The following is a 17795-nucleotide window of genomic DNA, read 5'->3' as shown; positions in this document are numbered from 1 at the left end:
CGCCGAGCAGGTGATCTTGCTCGGCCGGCTACACTGCCCCCTATCATGACCTCAGCACCCCATTCCAGCGAAAATCAGGACAAGCCGCCACTTATTGTCGATCTTTTCGCGGGTCCGGGCGGCCTGGACATCGCAGCCGAAATGCTCGATCTGCCCACGATCGGGGTGGAGTGGGAGAAGTCGACCCGCGAGACCCGGCAGGCCGCCAACCTCCGCACCACGACGATCCATGACGTGGCGAAGGTGAGTCCGCTCGACCCCGAGGTGGCCTCGGCCCGCGTCCTCACCGGAGGACCGCCGTGCCAGACCTACTCCGTGGCCGGCAACCGCGAGGGCCACAAGGCTCTCGACGAGGTGAAGGACCTCGCCAAGCTCGTCGGACTGAGCAAGACCGTCGAGGAGCTGGAGAAGGCCTGGGCGATGGTCGAGGAGCGGGCACGCATCCTGGAGTGGACCGACGAGCGCACGGGGCTCGTGCTGCAGCCGCTCCGGTGGATTGTCGAAAAGCGACTCAAGAGCGACCCTTACAGCGCGGTGGTACTGGAACAGGTGCCGACGGTCCTGCCTGTCTGGGAGACGTACCGCACCATCCTTCGCGAGCTCGACTACGACGCGGAGTGCGGCATCCTGCACACCGAGGAGTACGGCGTCCCGCAGACACGACGCAGAGCGGTACTGATCGCCCGCTATCGAGGCAGCACGGGGCAGAGCCTCAAGCTCCCGGGCACGACTCACCAGCGCTACCACAAGGGAGCAGAGCGTCTCCCCGTGCAGGATTCCGAGGCTTCGAACCACGAGGCCCCGCAGAATCCGCTCTTCGAGGTCGAGGAGGAACAACCGAGGCAGCCATGGGGATGGGTCTCCATGCACGACGTGCTCAAGGAAACCCGCCCCACCCCCTTCCTCGTTCGTTCCAACTACGGATCGGGCGGCGACCCCACGAAGCGGGGCATCCGCACCTCCGACATGCCGTCCGCCACCGTCACCGGCAAGGTGCGCCGGAACAAGGTGTTCGAACTCAAGCGCGCCCAGAACGGTGATCTCGAACTGGGCCCCGAGCAAGACCGCTTCACCCCGCAGGAGGCCGGCCTGCTGCAGACCTTCCCTGCCGAATATCCCTGGCAGGGCACCGACATCGCGCAGCAGATCGGCAACGCGATCCCGCCCCTCCTGGCCATCCACATCCTGTGCACGGCATTGGAGCTGGACGAGGACAGGAAGCAGCAGGCCATCAAAGCCCTGAAGGCCTGGGTCCCTCCTCGCCGCCCGTAGGGAGGAGGACGGTCAGCCGCCCTCTTCCTCGTCCGCTCTCCTGCCTCGAACCGGAGCATCGGCGAACAGCTCCGCGAAGTTGTTCGCCAAGAGTTCCACCGAGCTCTCGGGGGCGGGTTCTTCGGCAGGACCTGTGGGAAGAGGGCGGTGATGAACGGTGAGCCCGCCCTCTCCCTCGTCGATCCACATCCGCACGGCATCGCCGTCCCGTGGCACGTCCTGTGCGATCACGTCGTACATCACGGTCACGGCCGCCGTGTTGACGACCTTGGCCAGGGCGTTCGCGTCCCGCCCCGTCCGTATGACCCCCCTCTGCAGCAGTCTGACCATGGCCTGGGCCGTGGGACGGTGGTCGACGACGTCCAGCCTCAAACCCGTGTTGAGCATGTCCTGGTTACCGCAGGCGATGACGACCGGCTCGTAGTCAGGTCCGTTCCGGAAGAGTTCGGCGGACCACCAGAGCCGAGCGAATGCCTGCTTGTAGTGAGGACCCTTGAAGTACTGGGCGTTGACGACCTTGGCCGTCTCGGACAGGTGACGCCAGACCACGAAGTCGGGGGCGACGCCCAGAGCCAGGTAATTCCACAGTGCGGAGTCTGCCGCCTCGGCACGTGTCAGACGAAGGATCGCGTGCAGACGCGGGGCGAGCCAGGCGTCCGCCTGCGTCGGTCGCTCGTCCCGGTGGATGTACATCGCGTCGTCGATCAGGTCCCTGATCGCACGAAGACGTCGGCGCGGACTCTCGGGCAGCGGCTCGGTCGCCTGGTTGAGGGCGATGGAGGGGACGCTGTCCTTCCCGGACAGCAGACCGTCCGTGATGAACCGGGCGGCCTCCTCGTCGGCGAGCCGAGCCAGGTACTCCGGCAGGTGATCGGGCTTCTCCGTCATGCCTCGTCCTCACGGTTGAGCTTGTCCAGGCCGCGTACGGTCTCCGAGAGCACCCGCGGCACCTCTGCCCTGCGCATCGCCGCGTACTGGATCCGCGGTTGCAGCTCGGTCCATCCTGTGGCACCCACCCGCCGACGGTGCACCTCGCGCAACGCGTCCTCGAGGGTCCGCTCGGGCACCACGTCCGGCAGCATCTCGCGGAGCACCTCGCCCTGCCAGCCGTGAGGGAAGAGAGGGGTGCCGTCGTCCTCGATCTCAAGGTCGCCGATGGCCGAGTGGAACACGGCAGTCCACACCTCGGCAGCCATCTGGGAGACCAGCATGGCGTTGACCAGACCTTCGGGCCCTCGTCCCTCGGCGCCGAGGACATCGGCCATGCCTTCGAAATCGGTGTTGATGTGCACGGTGGGCACCGTTCCCGAGGCGTTCACGATCCACGGGGCCTCGCTGAAGCCCTGCAGCCACCGTGGTCCCTTGGTGAACCCGACTTCCTTGATGTCGAAGCTCTGTTCCCGGGTCGGGACATCGCTGCGCACGTCGACGATCCAGTCCTCGGCGGCTTCCCCGACGATACGGCCGGGAACCCCGTCGACCGTCGCGATCACCTGCACCGTCAGCACGGCACGGTCGTGGATGTCGGAGCGCAGCACCTGGAGCTCACCACACCAGTCCCGACCGTCCTCCGTCTCCCGCGCCAATGTCGACGTGACACGGGTGTTGGTCGTCCGGTCCGTCAGCACCGCCACCACCACGACCTCGGACCACGGACCTGTCGGATCGGTGGCTTTCGAAGGAATCGTCGCCGAGACGGTCAGTACGGCGGTCTCCCAGTCCTCCGTCTCCGCGGCGCCGAGCGCCACGGCCCGTTCGATCACGGATCGCGCGCGCGAGTCGAGCTGTTCACGAGGCTGGGCCGGTGCCTTCACACGCGCCGAGTCGACGCGCAGGGAAACAGTGCCTCGCAGGCGCGGGTAGGGGAAAACCTTCACGACAACTCCCCTGCTCCGGTGCGCAGTTCGACGACGAGGCCGCTCAGACTGGCTCTGACGGCGTGTGTGGTGGGATCGGTCACTCCGCGGAACGCCGCCGAGCGCGCACCGTCGGAGAAGCGCAACACACCGTCCACCACCTGACAGTTGTTCACGCCGGCGACCTCGGCCCATTCGATCGTGGGGCGAGGGCCGGACCGCACATCGAACTTGGCGACCGGGACGAGTCTCCATTCATGGCCGCCGGGAGGAATCCTGATCTCGCCGATCACCTGCCAGGCTCCCCCTTCGAGGACCTGCGCGTCGAGCTCTTCGAGGACCGGCATGCTGACCGCCGACAGCCGGCGCCTCTTCCCCGAGCCGATGGTCAGCTTCGGAGCCAGCCGCCCGCCTCCCTGCTTGGTCCCCTTCTTGGGGCGGGCCACCAACGTCTTGATCGCCGCATTGGTCTCCCGGGTGAGCCCGTTGATCCTTCGATACGCCGAGGTCGAGTAGGTGAGCGTCAGCTCCTCGGTCTGCCCCCACTTGTTGTGCTCGGGAGGTTCAGCGGCACGCAGGAACTCCTCGGCCTCGGCTGCGAACGGGGCCTGCGGACCGGCGGCAGTACCGGCGAGCAGCACGGCCTGGAAGGGATTGACGACCAACGGCAACCCGGGAACTGCGGTGTCGCGCACCGTCATGCGGTTGCCTCGCATCGTCACGACGCGATTGGGCTTCCCGTCCGCGTCCTCGGCGTGCGTCACCAGGAGCACCGCACGGTGTTCTCCGAAGGATGTGCGCCCACCGCCCTGGACGGGCAGACTGAGGGGCACCTCGACGGCGGCGACCTGTCCGGTCTCGGTGAGCCGCTCCACGGTCGTTCCGTCGAGGAACGCCTTCAGCGCGCGCGTACGGGAAGGCTGGGCGACGGTGGGGTCCACGCGCTCCTCAGGGACGACCACGACACCGTTGCGCAGGGTGCGCACGGATGCCTCCAGAAGCGGCAGTCGATCACCGCCTCCGGTCATGGCAGCCCAGAAGTTCTTGCCGAGGGCCCGTACGAGCCGGTGGTGCATCCGCTGGATGCTGTCGTCGTCCTCCCCCTCGTCGCCGTCGGGCACGGCGGTTTCTTCCGCGAGACTCGCCACGTCATGCGCGCCCACGATGAGGAACGACGTTCCCGGCTCGGCGCTCTCTCGCGTCAGGTGGAGGGATTCGACCGTCTCCTCGTCCGCCCACCACGAGCGCGCCACGCCGGCGCCCGGCGAGTCGGGGTCGGGGCGCCCCAGCCATGCCGGTCCCGCGCACGCCTCGCCGTTCACCCGGCGCCACGGCAGGTCGAGACGTCCGACGAGACGACGCTCGGTCCGCCCTTCGTGCGGTTCGGACAGCGTGGAGTTGATGAGGACGAGCCCGAGCCGACTGGTCGCCCAGAGGGTCGCCTTTCCCAGGCCGTACGAACCACCGGCCGTGCTACCGGACTTGTGGCTGTCGAGCTGGCGTCTCACGACCGCCGCGAACCGGCCGTCGTCGTAGTCGTCGCCGGTGAGACCTGCGGCGTTGTAGTCGTCCACCCGCAGCAGCACCAGACGGTCACGCTCGTACATGTCGCGCAGCCCCGCGTCGACGACCCTGCCGACCTTCTGCTTCTGCTCCCGCACCGCCTCGTAGTGCGGGTAGAGGTCGTCCCACTGGATGACCTCGCGAAAGCGGGCGAGGTCCTCCCCGGTCAACTCGTGCAGGGTGTAACGCACCCTCACGGGCTGCCCGTTGGCGGTGAGCCGCTCGTCGAGGCTGTTCTGGCAGGTCTCACGAGCCAGGACCGACACGTCGGCGTCGAAGGCGAACGCCGCGGCGTTGCCCAACTCCCGGCCTCCGTCCGCGTGTCCGGGGCGGTGGTACCACCCCACGGGAAGGCCGGCCTGGGTGTCGGTGGTGCGGGTGTGCACCGTGGCCAAATCCGTGTTCAAGGCCCGCGCGATGCGCTCGATCGCCTCGGGGCGTGGGGTCGCCCTGCCGGTGATCCAGGCCGACACGGCCGCACGCGTCACGTCCACGGCCAGGGCCAGCTCGGTCTGGGTCATGTCGGCGAGCTTCAACTGCCGCGCCAGCCATGGACCGAAGTCCTCGCCTGCTTCCACGGTCACCTGCTCTCGAATCCTGCTCCACGCGTCTCGTACAGCACTCCCAGCCTACTCGCCCGTTTGACAGAGCACCCCCTGTCAAACGACCTTTGACAGAGCCAGCAAGGCCGGAATCCGCCCATCGGCGACACCCTTTGCCCCGAATTCTACGATTCGCCACGATTTCCCCTATTCATACAGAAGAAAGGATGCGGCGATCACTCTTGCGCGCCCTCGACAAGGCCGAGTACATTCACCTCAGCGGCCCCACCCGCCTCGGAAGAAACGTATTTCCGACGCCCTGGTAGAAGTGTGCCGCCTTCCTTTTCGCTCCTTCGGTGGCCGCACATGCGATGACGCCCAGGAACATTCCGCACAGCGTCAGAACTCCCTCCTCTTTTCGCAATCGCCACCGCCCCCGAAAATACTCGACATGCGGCCAGGAACCACCCTCGTCGACACAACGTCTACGACACCACCCGTGCAATAAAGCACTATTGACGACCCATCACCCCAAACCCTTTCCTCTGCTATCAGGTCGCCACTCCAGAATCGGAGCCCCGTGTCCCTCGAACCGACTCCTGTGCTCGCAACCGTGATCGAGCAGTCCTCTCGCGTCCTCCAGACGTACGCCGTCGACCCTGGCCTCATTCCGGAGCACGCGAACGGAGAAAGGCGCATCACCCAGGGCGGATACGGCGACCGACAGCTCTTCGAACTGGTGCAGAACGCCGCGGACGAGATCGCCGCCGAGCCCGGCGGATCCGTCCACGTCGTCCTCACGGACACCCATCTCTACTGCGCGAACGAGGGCACCCCCGTCACCCCCGAGGGCGCCGAGACGATTCTCCGGATGAGCATGTCGCGCAAGCGCGGAGGTCAGATCGGGCGCTTCGGCGTAGGCGTGAAGTCCGTACTCGTCGTGACCGACGCCCCTCAGTTCTTCAGCCGTACCGGTTCCTTCGGTTTCGACCGCGAGTGGGCCTACGCACAGATCCGTTCCGTCGCCGGAGTCACGGCCCGTCTGGGCGAGGAGTTCGAGGCTCCTGTGCTCCGGATGGCCCGCCCGTTGGACGACGCAGCCGAGCGTGCCTCCGATCCCGTGCTCGACGAACTCCTCGGCTGGGCCACCACCGTCGTACGTCTCCCGCTCCTCCACGGGGCCGCCGAGCGGCTCGGGAAGGACATGCACGGAGGCTCCTCGGCCGGTGACCGGGAGGAGTTCCCCGTCGGCTTCCAGTTCTTCTCCCCGCACGTCGCCAAGGTGGTCCTGGAGGACCGCCGCCCGCGCCCCGTCGTGCGACGGACCCTCACTGTCGAGCGCGACCGGGAACTGCACACCGTGCGGGAGGAACGCTCCGGCAACCCGCCCTCGGCCAACAGGTGGCGGGTGTTCACGCTCGCCCATGAGCCCACGGCGGCCGCTCGTTCCAGTGCGGGTGAACTGCATGACCGGGTCGCCCTCGACATCTCGTGGGCCGTGCGCGAGTACGAGAAGGACGCTGGCGGGCTCCTCTCCTCTCCCAAGGGCCGGGGACGCTTCTGGTCCTTCTTTCCCACCAAGTACGAGACGACGTTGAGCGGCATCCTCAACGGTGCCTGGAAAACCAACGAGGACCGTCAGAACCTGTTGGACTCCTCGCCGTTCAACCAGGAGATGATCCGTGTGGCGGCCCGGCTGGTGGTCGAGTCGCTGCCCCAGCTGGCTCCCGCCGAGGATCCTGCCGCGTATCTCCCGCTCCTCCCCGGCCGGCCCCGGGAGTCCGAGACGGTCAGCTGGGCGGACCGCTACCTCACCGAGCAGATCTGGGAGGCCACCGCCCACCGCCCCTCCCTGCCGGACCAGGACGGCCGGCTGCAGGTGCCGCGCGACCTGAACATCCACCCGTCCCTGGGCAAGGACAACAAGACGGTGGCCGGCTGGCTGACCCTGTGGAACTCCTACCCCGGCCGGCCCACGAACTGGCTGCACCCGTCGGCGGAGGCCGACACCCTCCGCGCCGGCAAGACGGATCACATCCTCAAGGCCGCCAAGCGCGAGCGTGCTTCGGTGCGGGAATGGCTGGAGGCCCTGGTCACCGACGGCACCGCCGCGGCGTCCGCCACCGCCATCCGCATCGTCGCGAGCATGATCCAGTCGTCCTCGCCGTACGCCGACGAGGCCCGGAACTCGCGGATCGTGCTGACCGAGGAAAACGGCATGGTCGCTCCGGTCGTCGGCAAGGTTTTCCGCCGCACCGATCAGGACGGACTGCGCGAGTCCCTCGTCTACGTCGACAGCGCCCTGTCCGACGACCTGTCGCTCGCGAGCGCCCTCACCGCCCTCGGCATCCGTGAGGCCGATGTCCGGGGGCGCTTCGTCAGCGTCCTGGAACAGGGATTCGGCACGTACGGACCTCAGGAATGGACGCGGTTCTGGGAGCTGTTCCACCAGGCCGGCAGCAGCCATCTGTCGCACGAGGTGATCCAGCGGGTGCCCGACCCGCGAGCCACCCTGCACGTGCGTACCTCGGGCGGACGCTTCCACCCGATGCGGAACTGCCTGCTGCCCGGTCCGGTCGTGACCCCGGAGTCGGATCCCGGCATCGCCGTGGACGCCCGCTTCCACTCCGACGACATGACCTTCTTCCGCGAGGTGGGACTGCGTGACCGACCCACGGGGGGACACCGCCCCGAGGAGGAGGCCTGGTTCGAGCAGTACCGGGAGTCCCTGCACAAGGCGTACTGCGCGTCCCTGCCCTCCGACCAGCCCAACCGCCCGACCCTCGCCAGGATCAGGCTGGAGGGCGCGGCGGTCGGCGGCCCTCTGCATCTGCTTCCTGGCCTCTCCGACGAGGCCCGTGCCCTCTTCCTGAAGACCTTGCCCGAGGACTCCCTCGTCGACAACTGGACCCTCCAGGTCGGAGCCCAGGTCAGCACCCGACGAGCCGTGACCTCCCCGATCCGGTGGATGCTCATGCGGCACGGTCTCGTCCCGACCTCCCACGGCCTCCGCCGTGTCACCGAGGCGGTCGGTCCCCAGCTCTCCGCGTACAGCGATGTCCTGCCGGTGGCGGACATCAGCTCCGAGAAAGCCCGCAAACTGCGGCTTCCCACCAGCGTCGAGAACGTGCCCGGCTCTTTCTGGGACCATCTCCAGGAGAAGCTCCAGCAGAGCGAGGACGACGCCTTCGTCGGGAACACGTACGTGCTGCTGACCCGTCTGGAGGTGCCCTTCTCCGAGGACACGCTGACCCGATGCCGCATCGGCGACGAATGGGGAACGCGCCCCGACAGCGAGATCGCCGTGGCCTCCTCGCAGGGCGAGTACCAGGCTCTGCGGGCCGAGCGACTCCCCGCCCTGTTGACCGCGTCTGCCGAGGATGCCGCGCTCCTCGTCAAGCAGTGGGGAATGCTGCCGTACGCCGACGTGATCAGCCGCGAGACGCGGAGCGAGGACATCGGTGACCCGATCCCGCTCAAGGAGTTGTACCCCACGCTGCGCCAGATGCGTGGCTCGCAGGTGGACCCGTACACCCTGCAACGGTGCAAGGTCCTGGAAGAGGTGACCCGCACCCCCAACGGCATGCAGCCCCGGACCCTGAACAGCAGCCTGCGAGGATCCACGATCCTCGTGCTGGAGCCCTCCGACGCGCTCGAGACCCTGATGGCCGTGGACCGTGAACTGCGCTGGCACATGGGCGAATCCGGCTGCCGGCAGGTCCTGGAGGCACAGCGGCGCCAGGAGGAGGACCAGAAGGTCAAGGCCACCTTGAAGGCCGTGCGCGAGGCCACCGACGTGGAGACGAAGCTGCTGCTGCTCCTGGGTGCCGAAGCCCTGCGGGACCGTCTTCCCCCGGGTCTCATGGACAGCGAGCGGGCGGAGAACGGCGGAGTGGAGCCCGACGGCCACCGCATCGCGCGGATGGCCTTCAACGCCCATGAGGACGGCATCCTCCAGGTCCACGTCCGCGACCTGCAGAACCTCTACCCGAGCCACGCCCCGTCGTCCTTCACCGGTGCCTCCACCGCGGTGTCCTTCGTGGCGGAACTCCGCTTCCCTGGTTCCTTCGCCGGTTTCCGGACCCCGTCCCTGGCTCCGCAGATCGAAGTGGACGGACCTCGGGACTTCCCCCGCCTGCACGACTACCAGGAGCGGCTCGCCGCCAATGTCTTCACCATGCTGGACCGCATCGTTCCGCAGCGCGGCATGCTGTCCCTGCCGACCGGCGCGGGCAAGACCCGGGTCACGGCGGAGGCGGTGATCCGTTGGGTGAAGCAGGCGGGCGAACTCGACGGACCGATCCTGTGGATCGCCCAGACCGAGGAGCTGTGCGAGCAGGCCGTGCAGAGCTGGAAGTTCGTCTGGGAGAAGGTCGGTGCGAACAAGCCGCTCGTCATCAACAGGTTGTGGGCGTCGCACGAGGCCGGACCGGTCACCGATCGGCCGCACCTGGTGGTCGCCACGGACGCCAAGCTCCAGCAGTCGAACTGCATCGAAGCCGATTCCTACGAGTGGCTGCGGAACGCCGCCCTCGTCATCGTCGACGAGGCTCACACCGCCATCACCCCCCGCTACACAAAGATCCTGGCGCACCTGGGCCTGACAGCCTCCCGCACGGACCGTCACCTCCTGGGGCTCACGGCGACGCCCTTCCGCAACACCAACCAGGAGGAGACCCGCCGCCTGATCAACCGCTTCGGCGGCCGGCGCCTGGACAAGGGTGTCTTCACGAACGACGACGCGTACGCCGAACTCCAGGAACTCGGTGTGCTGGCCCAGGTCGAGCATCGTCTCCTCCAGGGCGGCACGATCACCCTGGACCGGGACGAGAAGCAGTACGCCGAACAGATGAGCATCCTGTCCCGGACGGCCGAGCAGAGGCTCGCCAACGACCACGACCGGAACGCCCGCATCCTGGACGAGATCGCGGACATGCCGGACGACTGGCCGGTGCTGGTGTTCGCCACCTCGGTCGACCACGCCAAGTCCCTGGCGGCCAGGCTCCGCGACCGGAACATCACCGCCTCCTCCGTCGACTCCACCACCTCGCCCGGCGACCGTCGCCGGCGCATCGACGACTTCCGTGAGCGCCGCACCCGGGTCCTGACCAACTACGGCGTCCTCACCCAGGGATTCGACGCCCCCGCGACTCGGGCCGTGATCGTCGCCCGCCCGGTGTACAGCCCCAACGTGTACCAGCAGATGATCGGGCGCGGCCTGCGCGGGCCGCTCAACGGCGGCAAGGAGACCTGCCTGATCCTCAACGTCCGCGACACCGTCGAAAACTTCGACACCGCTCTCGCCTTCACCCAGTTCGAGCACCTGTGGAGCAGCAAGTGACCGACCCGTACGACGCCAGTCCTCCGCTCACCGTCGAGCAGCGGGCCGTCGTCGACCTCCCCTGGGACACGCGCCTCCTGGTCACCGCGGGCGCGGGCTCGGGCAAGACCCACACGGTCGTGCGGCGTCTCGACGCCCTCGTCGGGCACGAGGATCCCGACGAGGCCCTGGAGGCCGGGGAGATCCTCGTCCTGAGCTTCTCCCGGGCCGCCGTCCGGGAACTGCGGGACCGGATCGCCCGGCACGGCGACCGGGCGGAGCGGGTCCGTGTCCAGACCTTCGACTCGTGGGCGTACCAGCTGCTCGCCGGGGCGTACCCGGACGAGGAGTGGAAGACCCGCAGCTTCGACGAGCGCATCCGTGCCGCCACCGCGGCGATCGAGAAGGGCGCGGTGGAGGCCGGGCAGCTCGGGGCGCCCTCCCACGTGGTCATCGACGAGGCGCAGGATCTGGTGGGCGACCGCCGTGAGCTGGTGGAGGCCCTGCTCGACCGCTTCCAGCGTTCGTGCGGCTTCACCGTGGTCGGCGACTCCGCACAGGGCATCTACGGCTTCCAGATCGAGGACCCGAAGGAACGTGCCAAGGAGACCGACCTCTTCTTCACCTGGCTCCGGACCTCGTACGACGACCTCGTCGAACTCCATCTGACCGAGAACTTCCGGGCGACGACCCCTGAAGCCCGCACAGCGCTCACGCTGGGGCCCCGCCTGCAGAACCTGGCCGCCTCGCCGGACGGCGCGGAGAACACGGCCGCCGCGCTCCACGCCGAACTGCGCGAGCGCCTCCTCGACCTGCCGGACCTCGGGAAGCCGACCAGTGACTTCGCGCTGGGCACCTTGAGAGCCTTCCCGGGCCGGTGCGCGATCCTGACCCGCGACAACCGTCAGTCGCTCGCCATGTCGGAGCTGCTGCACGAGCACGGGGTGGAGCACGCGTTGAAGCGGTCGTTGCAGGACCGTCCCGTGCCGTACTGGGTGGCCGAGCTGCTGCGCCGTGCGGAGTCCCTGACGCTCACCGAGTCGCGTTTCCTGCAACTGCTCACGGGGATACCGCTCCCGGCCGGGGTGGAACCCGAACGTTGCTGGCGACTCTCGCGGGCCGCGACCCGTCGCACCGGACGCGGCCAGGTCGATGTCACCGCCCTGGGACGTCTGGTGGCCGAGGGGCGCTTCCCCGACGAACTGGCGGATCCGGAGACGGCCCGACTGATCGTCTCGACGGTGCACCGGGCCAAGGGCCTGGAGTACGACCGGGTACTGCTGCTGTCGCCCCCGTCCCTCGACGAGCTGCGCAAAGCCCATGAGGACCTCGACGTGCCCGCGGAGGCGAGGGCCCTCTACGTCGCCATGACCCGGGCCCGCGAGGACCTCTACCACGTCACCGGCCCCGACACCTCCCGCATAAGGCGTCACCGTCCCACCGGGCGCTGGTACCTGGGCGGCTGGAAGAATTACGAGCGGTACGGCATCCAGGCCGTGGCGGGTGACGTGCACCGGGACACGCCCCCCTGCTCGGCCAGCATGGACGCGACCACAACACAGACCTACCTGCTGGAGCACGTCCGCGCCGGGGACGCGGTGACGCTTCGTATGCGTCACCCCGTACCGGCGGGACCCGAGCAGAGTCCGCCGTACGACCTGCTCCATCGCGACCAGGTCGTCGGCGAGGCCTCCGAGCGTTTCCGTCGAGACCTGTACGCCGTGGAGAAGGTCTCACGGTCCTGGGAGATCACCTGGCCGGGCGAGATCGTCGGCCTGCGGGTGGACACTCTGGAGACGGTCGCAGGCGGCACAGCCGCCGGCACCAACGCCGGGCTCGGCGGGAACGGGGTGTGGATCGCCCCTCGGATCACCGGAATCGGAAGGTATCGACGCGGCGAGCGCGCCGGGGAGGAACAGGGATGACGCACGGGACCAGTCCGCACACCGAGCATTACCGGGTCCGCGAGGAGCTGGTGGCCCGGCTGCGGCGGGAGCTCCTCGGGCCGGACGCCGACGCCGGGGACGACCCGGACGAGACCCTCACGCAGGACGCCCCGATCACCCGCTACCCGATCGGCGTGCTGTTCCCCCGGGCCGCCGGCCGCGAGGCCCGGGCGGAACAGCTGGAGGACATCGCCGAGGAGGACGGTCTGGACGAGGCCCCCCTGCTCGGCACCAACCGCCCGGACGACACCGACACCTCCGTCGACCCTCCGGTGTCGGGCGACCGCCGCCCCTCGACGATGGGCCTCACCTTCGCCGTCGCACCCAAGATCGCCTCCGAGATCGTGATCCGCGCACGAGCCGCCGTCTACGATCCGGTCGACGCAGAGGGACGACCCCTGTCGGCTCGGCGGGCGGAGGCCAGGACCACGAGCGACCAGCGTGAGCACTGGCGGCGCCGGGAGCTGGAGCTGCCTGAGAAGACGATCGACATCACGCGACCGGGGGTCGTAACAGAGGATCTCGTACCTGACGAGGTCCAGCTGCACGTCCTCGTACGGCCGATCGACTCCCCTTCCGGCACCGTCACCGTCACCGTCACTCTGATCAACGCCCACGTCGTGGGTGAGAAGGAGCTCCAGGACGCCTTCGCCCTCTTCCAGCCGAGCCTGCGGGTGCGGGCCGCCGGCGGAGCGTCCGCCTTCGTCGAGCGTCCCGCCGCGCTGTCCGCCGTCGACTCGGAGACGGCCACCAGCCGCCTGCTCCATCGTCATGCCCCCACCTTCGCCATGGGCCACGGATGCTCCGCCCATTGGGAGTGGACGCCGCCGCCGATCGGTCTGACCGACGTCGTACGTGCCGCGATCGACGAGATTCGCTCCGAGTTCGTGCCCACGCACGAGGTGCTGCTGACCGACTCCAACCCGGAGATCGACAGCTCTGCGCTGGACATGCTCGGCCTCGCCGAGCGTCCCGACGCCAAGGTCCTCGAAACGCTGCGCGGACTGGCCGACGGCTACGAGCAGTGGATCGAGGCCAAGGCCGCAGAGGCCACCGCCCTTGCCGGGACACCGCACGAGGACGCCGCGCAGGAGAGACTCGAAGCCTGTCGCGAGGCCCTCGGACGGATCCGCGAGGGAATCGGGCTCCTGAGTGACAAGCCGGACGTCATGGAGGCGTTCCGGCTCGCCAACCGGGCCATGGCCGAGCAGCGCGCCCGGAGCGCCTGGGTGAAGGAAGGACGTCAGGGCGAGCCCGACCTGGCGACGCAGCGCTGGTATCCGTTCCAGATCGCGTTCATGCTGCTGTGCCTGCGCGGCATCGACGACCCCAACCACCCCGACCGCCGGGTATCGGATCTGCTGTGGTTCCCCACCGGTGGTGGCAAGACCGAGGCCTACCTCGGCCTGATCGCGTTCACCACGTTCCTGCGCCGGCTGCGCCTCGAAGGGAATGGCGGAGGTGTCACCGTGTTGATGCGGTACACCCTGCGTCTGCTCACCCTCCAGCAGTTCGAGCGCGCCACGATCCTCATCTGCGCGATGGAACGGATGCGCGCGGCGGATCCCGCTCTTCTGGGCGACGAGACCATCTCGATCGGCATGTGGGTCGGGAAGTCGGCCACGCCGAACGACCTGGACACGGCCGACAAGCAGCTGGACAAGCTCCGGGGCGGCCAGAGCCTGCAGAAGGAGAACCCGGTACAGCTCCACGCCTGTCCGTGGTGCGGGACAGCACTGGACGCCCACCACTACTCGGTGGACGTGGACGACGTCCGCATGGACGTACGCTGCCCCGGCCCCGACTGCGACTTCGCCTCCGGGCTCCCGGTACACCTGGTGGACCAGACCGTCTACAAGGCCCGCCCCACCCTCGTCATCGCCACGGTCGACAAGTTCGCGTCCATGCCGTGGCGTGAGAAGACGGCGACGTTGTTCAACCGAGACCGCCCCGGCGACACGACGCCGCCTCCCGAGCTGATCGTCCAGGACGAGCTCCATCTCATCTCGGGTCCTCTCGGCACCCTGACCGGCCTGTACGAGACGGCTGTCGACGCTCTCGCTGACGAGCCGAAGGTGATCGCCTCCACGGCGACCATCCGTCGCGCGGCGGACCAGGGACGGAACCTCTTCGATCGGAACGTGCACCAGTTCCCCCCGGCCGGTCTGGACGCCCGGGACTCCTGGTTCGCTGTCGAGACCAACCGCGCGCGCAAGGCCAGCCGCCGCTACGTAGGCCTGCTCGCCCCCGGCACCAGCCAGTCGACCCTCCTCATCCGTACCTATGCGGCCCTCCTCCACCAGGCCATGCGCGCGGAGACGAGCGACGAGGTCCGGGACACCTACTGGACGCTGGTCGGCTACTTCAACAGTCTCCGTCTGCTGTCCGCCGCCGAACTCCAGGTGAACGACGACGTCGAGGACTATCTGCGGCTTCTCGCCGATCGCGACGGCACCGACGTACGGATCTCCGACCGCTACTCGGAGCTGACGAGCCGCGTCGACGCGAGCCTGATCCCCGCCCGTCTCAAGGAGATCGAAAAGCGCTACCCGGATCCCGATGTCCGTGACGTCCTCCTGGCGACCAACATGATCGCCGTCGGCGTCGACGTCAACCGCCTCGGCCTGATGGCGGTGATGGGGCAACCCCAGACCACGGCCGAGTACATCCAGGCGACCAGCCGCGTGGGCCGAGCTCACCCGGGTCTGGTCGCCGTGATGCTCAACTCGGTCCGTTCCCGTGACCGTTCGCACTACGAGAACTTCCTGCACTTCCATTCGGCGCTCTACCGCGAGGTCGAGTCGACGTCGGTCACACCGTTCTCCGCCCGGTCCCGCGACCGCGGCCTACACGCCGTGGTCGTGGCTCTGGCCCGCATCCTCATCCCCGAGGCCCGCGAGAACGCCGACGCCGGCCGGATCGACACGTATGTGGATCGCCTGCGTTCCGAGATCAAGCCACTGCTGACGAGCCGCGTCTCCAAGGTGGCACCCGAAGAACTGCAGGACACCTCGGACGCGTTCGACGAGTTCGTCGATTGGTGGCAGCGGAAGGCCGCGGCACACGGCGGACTCCTGTACGAGCCCAAGCACGGCAATCCCACCCCCGCCCTCCTCCGACCGTTCGACGACGAATCGGAGGGCGCCGACGCCTGGTCCACCCTGTGGAGCCTGCGCGACGTCGACGCCGAGTCCGCTCTCTTCATGGAGGCTTCCCGATGACCCCGCCCCGCGAGCGTCGGCGCCGCGGCGCCGACGGCCTCCCGGCCGCTCCCCGCTTCGACCTGCCCCGTCGTGGGTCGGTCCGCCGCGCCCAGATGATCACCACGTACGGCGTGGGATCCCTGGTCGCCGTCGACAACGAGTCCTTCATCGTCTCCGGCATCGACAAGGCCCACCACAGTTGGCAGCTCGACGAGGCGCCGATCATCCACGAACACCGGCTCGCCCGGGTCCTGGGCGTGCGCCACTTCCGACTGCCACCGGCCTCCGACGACGGGAGCAAGGACGGGGTACGCGTCCGGCGCTTCCCCCTGTGGCACTCATGTCCGCAGTGCCGGTCCTTGCAGCACGTCAAGGGCTTCAACCCTCCTCCGGGCAAGAACATCTGCACGAAATGCGACGACGAGCCGCTCGTGCCGTCCCGATTCGTCGTGGCGTGCGAGGACGGGCACCTCGACGACTTCCCCTACTGGAAGTGGCTGCACCGCGGCAACCGCGAGGAAGGCGCGACCGGACACTGCGGCGGACAGATGAGCCTGGCGTTCTCCGGTCGCAGCGCCTCGCTGCGCTCCATCGTCGTCTCGTGCACCTGCGGCGTGCCTGCGGTCTCCATGGAAGGCGCCTTCCGCCGCTCCGCCCTGGGAGACCTCAAGGTCCGCTGCGAGGGCAAGCGTCCCTGGCTCGAAGGCGCTCCCGCCGAGTTCTGCTCGAAGTCGCCCCGCACCCTCCAGCGTGGTTCGTCGGCGGTCTGGCAGCCGGTGCTGAAGTCCGCCCTGTCCATCCCTCCGTGGAGCGACGGTCTCGCCGACAAGCTCGCGGAACACTGGGAGGACCTGCGCGGCTATTCCTCACGCATGGAGATCGAGATCTACCTCAAGGGAGCGTTCCGCGGGGACGACTCGGTCTCGGTCGACGCGGTCATGGACCTGCTGGCGGCCGAACAAGAGGAGGATCCGACCCCCGAGGGCGGCGCGGACGTCGGCGCGGCCAACCGCCACCAGGCACTGCGTCGACAGGAGTACGAACAGCTGTCGGCCGGCAACGCCCTGCGGGACAAGGGGCGCGAGGAACAGTTCGTCTGCGAGCCGCCCGTCTCCGACATCTCGGTCCTCTCCCCCTATGGCGTCGACAGGACCATGTTGGTGAAGCGCCTGCGCGAGGTACGGGCGCTCAAGGCGTTCACCCGCATCGCGGACCCGGAGACGAGCTCCGAGGGCCACGAGGCCGCCCTCTCGCTGAGTCCGACCGACTGGCTCCCCGCGATGGAGGTGCATGGCGAAGGCGTCTTCGTGCGCCTCGACGAGCACCGGCTGGACAACTGGGCGGAGTCGGTCGCGGTGGCCGCCCGGGTGGAGCGCATGCGCGCCAACCACGACCGCCTTCTGAGAGAACGGGCCACCGACCCCGCGGAGGTGCCTCCCTCTCCTGCCACCCCCCGGATGGTGCTGCTGCACACACTGGCGCACGCGCTGATCAACGAATGGAGTCTGGAGGCCGGATACCCGGCCGGAGCACTGCGTGAGCGCCTGTACACGGACGACACCATGGCCGGTTTCCTCGTCTACACGGCGACCAGCGACTCCGCAGGCAGTCTCGGCGGCGTGGTCGCCCAGGGCGAGCCCACCCGACTCGCGAAGGCGCTTCACTCGGCCCTGCAGCGTGCCACCTGGTGCTCCGCCGACCCCCTGTGCATCGAGACACGCTCCTCCGGAGCGGGGGGCACGAACCTGGCGGCATGCCACGCTTGCGCGATGCTGCCCGAGACGAGCTGCGAATACAACAACATCCTGCTCGATCGCGCGCTGCTGATCGGTACCCCGGACGACCGTCAGGTGGGATTCTTCGCACACGTGCTGGAGTGACGCACCGCGGCGGGCCGTCACCCCGGGGCGGCGCCCGCCGACCGACCGGCACCGCCCTCCAAGTGGCCGACGCAACGTAGGAGCGCCCTTGACGCGGTGGTGGAGGTCGCCACACTCAGAAAGAGGGCAGCCTGACCAGAGGCACACCTGCGCCCCAACCCCGAGCAACCCCTCGTTAGGCCGGCGGCGTCGGCGCCTGACCGAACGAGAGGC

At 68.6% G+C, this 17795-nt stretch carries 8 protein-coding genes; 5 read left to right on the top strand and 3 right to left on the bottom strand.

What is annotated here, in order from left to right; genetic code table 11:
- Positions 1 to 45: 45 nt before the first annotated feature.
- Complete coding sequence (locus GGE06_RS00660; RefSeq protein WP_221517621.1) at positions 46 to 1272, top strand: DNA cytosine methyltransferase; 1227 nt, start codon at positions 46 to 48, stop codon at positions 1270 to 1272.
- A gap of 12 nt (positions 1273 to 1284) precedes the next feature.
- On the opposite strand, the gene GGE06_RS00655 is transcribed toward GGE06_RS00660, so the two are convergent.
- The 3 genes from GGE06_RS00655 to GGE06_RS00645 are packed head-to-tail and all read right to left on the bottom strand — an operon-like array spanning position 1285 to position 5269.
- Positions 1285 to 2160, bottom strand: a complete 876-nt coding sequence (locus GGE06_RS00655) for a DUF6339 family protein (RefSeq protein ID WP_221517620.1) — start codon at positions 2158 to 2160, stop codon at positions 1285 to 1287.
- Positions 2157 to 3149 (bottom strand): hypothetical protein, encoded by a 993-nt coding sequence (locus GGE06_RS00650; protein WP_184929800.1) that lies wholly within the window; start codon positions 3147 to 3149, stop codon positions 2157 to 2159. The genes GGE06_RS00655 and GGE06_RS00650 overlap by 4 nt, the downstream gene beginning before the upstream one ends.
- Positions 3146 to 5269: a helix-turn-helix transcriptional regulator gene (locus tag GGE06_RS00645; protein ID WP_184930154.1), complete on the bottom strand. Its 2124-nt coding sequence runs from the start codon at positions 5267 to 5269 to the stop codon at positions 3146 to 3148. Before GGE06_RS00645 ends, GGE06_RS00650 begins: the two co-directional genes overlap by 4 nt.
- A gap of 544 nt (positions 5270 to 5813) precedes the next feature.
- On the opposite strand from GGE06_RS00645, the gene GGE06_RS00640 reads away from it, so the two are divergent.
- Genes GGE06_RS00640 through drmB form a run of 4 tightly spaced genes read left to right on the top strand, consistent with a single transcriptional unit; the run spans position 5814 to position 17582 of the window.
- A complete protein-coding gene (locus GGE06_RS00640; RefSeq protein WP_184929799.1) occupies positions 5814 to 10574 on the top strand; it encodes a DEAD/DEAH box helicase in 4761 nt (1586 codons plus the stop codon).
- A complete protein-coding gene (locus tag GGE06_RS00635; RefSeq protein WP_184929798.1) occupies positions 10571 to 12478 on the top strand; it encodes a UvrD-helicase domain-containing protein in 1908 nt (635 codons plus the stop codon). Before GGE06_RS00640 ends, GGE06_RS00635 begins: the two co-directional genes overlap by 4 nt.
- Positions 12475 to 15720, top strand: coding sequence for a helicase-related protein (locus tag GGE06_RS00630; RefSeq protein WP_184929797.1), 3246 nt, complete (start codon positions 12475 to 12477; stop codon positions 15718 to 15720). The genes GGE06_RS00635 and GGE06_RS00630 overlap by 4 nt, the downstream gene beginning before the upstream one ends.
- A complete protein-coding gene (gene drmB / locus GGE06_RS00625) occupies positions 15717 to 17582 on the top strand; it encodes an MrfA Zn-binding domain-containing protein (RefSeq protein ID WP_184929796.1) in 1866 nt (621 codons plus the stop codon). Before GGE06_RS00630 ends, drmB begins: the two co-directional genes overlap by 4 nt.
- The last annotated feature ends 213 nt before the right edge of the window (positions 17583 to 17795 follow it).

This window comes from Streptomyces nymphaeiformis (assembly GCF_014203895.1).
Classification (GTDB): Bacteria; Actinomycetota; Actinomycetes; order Streptomycetales; family Streptomycetaceae; genus Streptomyces; species Streptomyces nymphaeiformis.
Note: the sequence above shows the minus strand (reverse complement) of the source record. Positions and strands in the feature narration are given on the sequence as shown.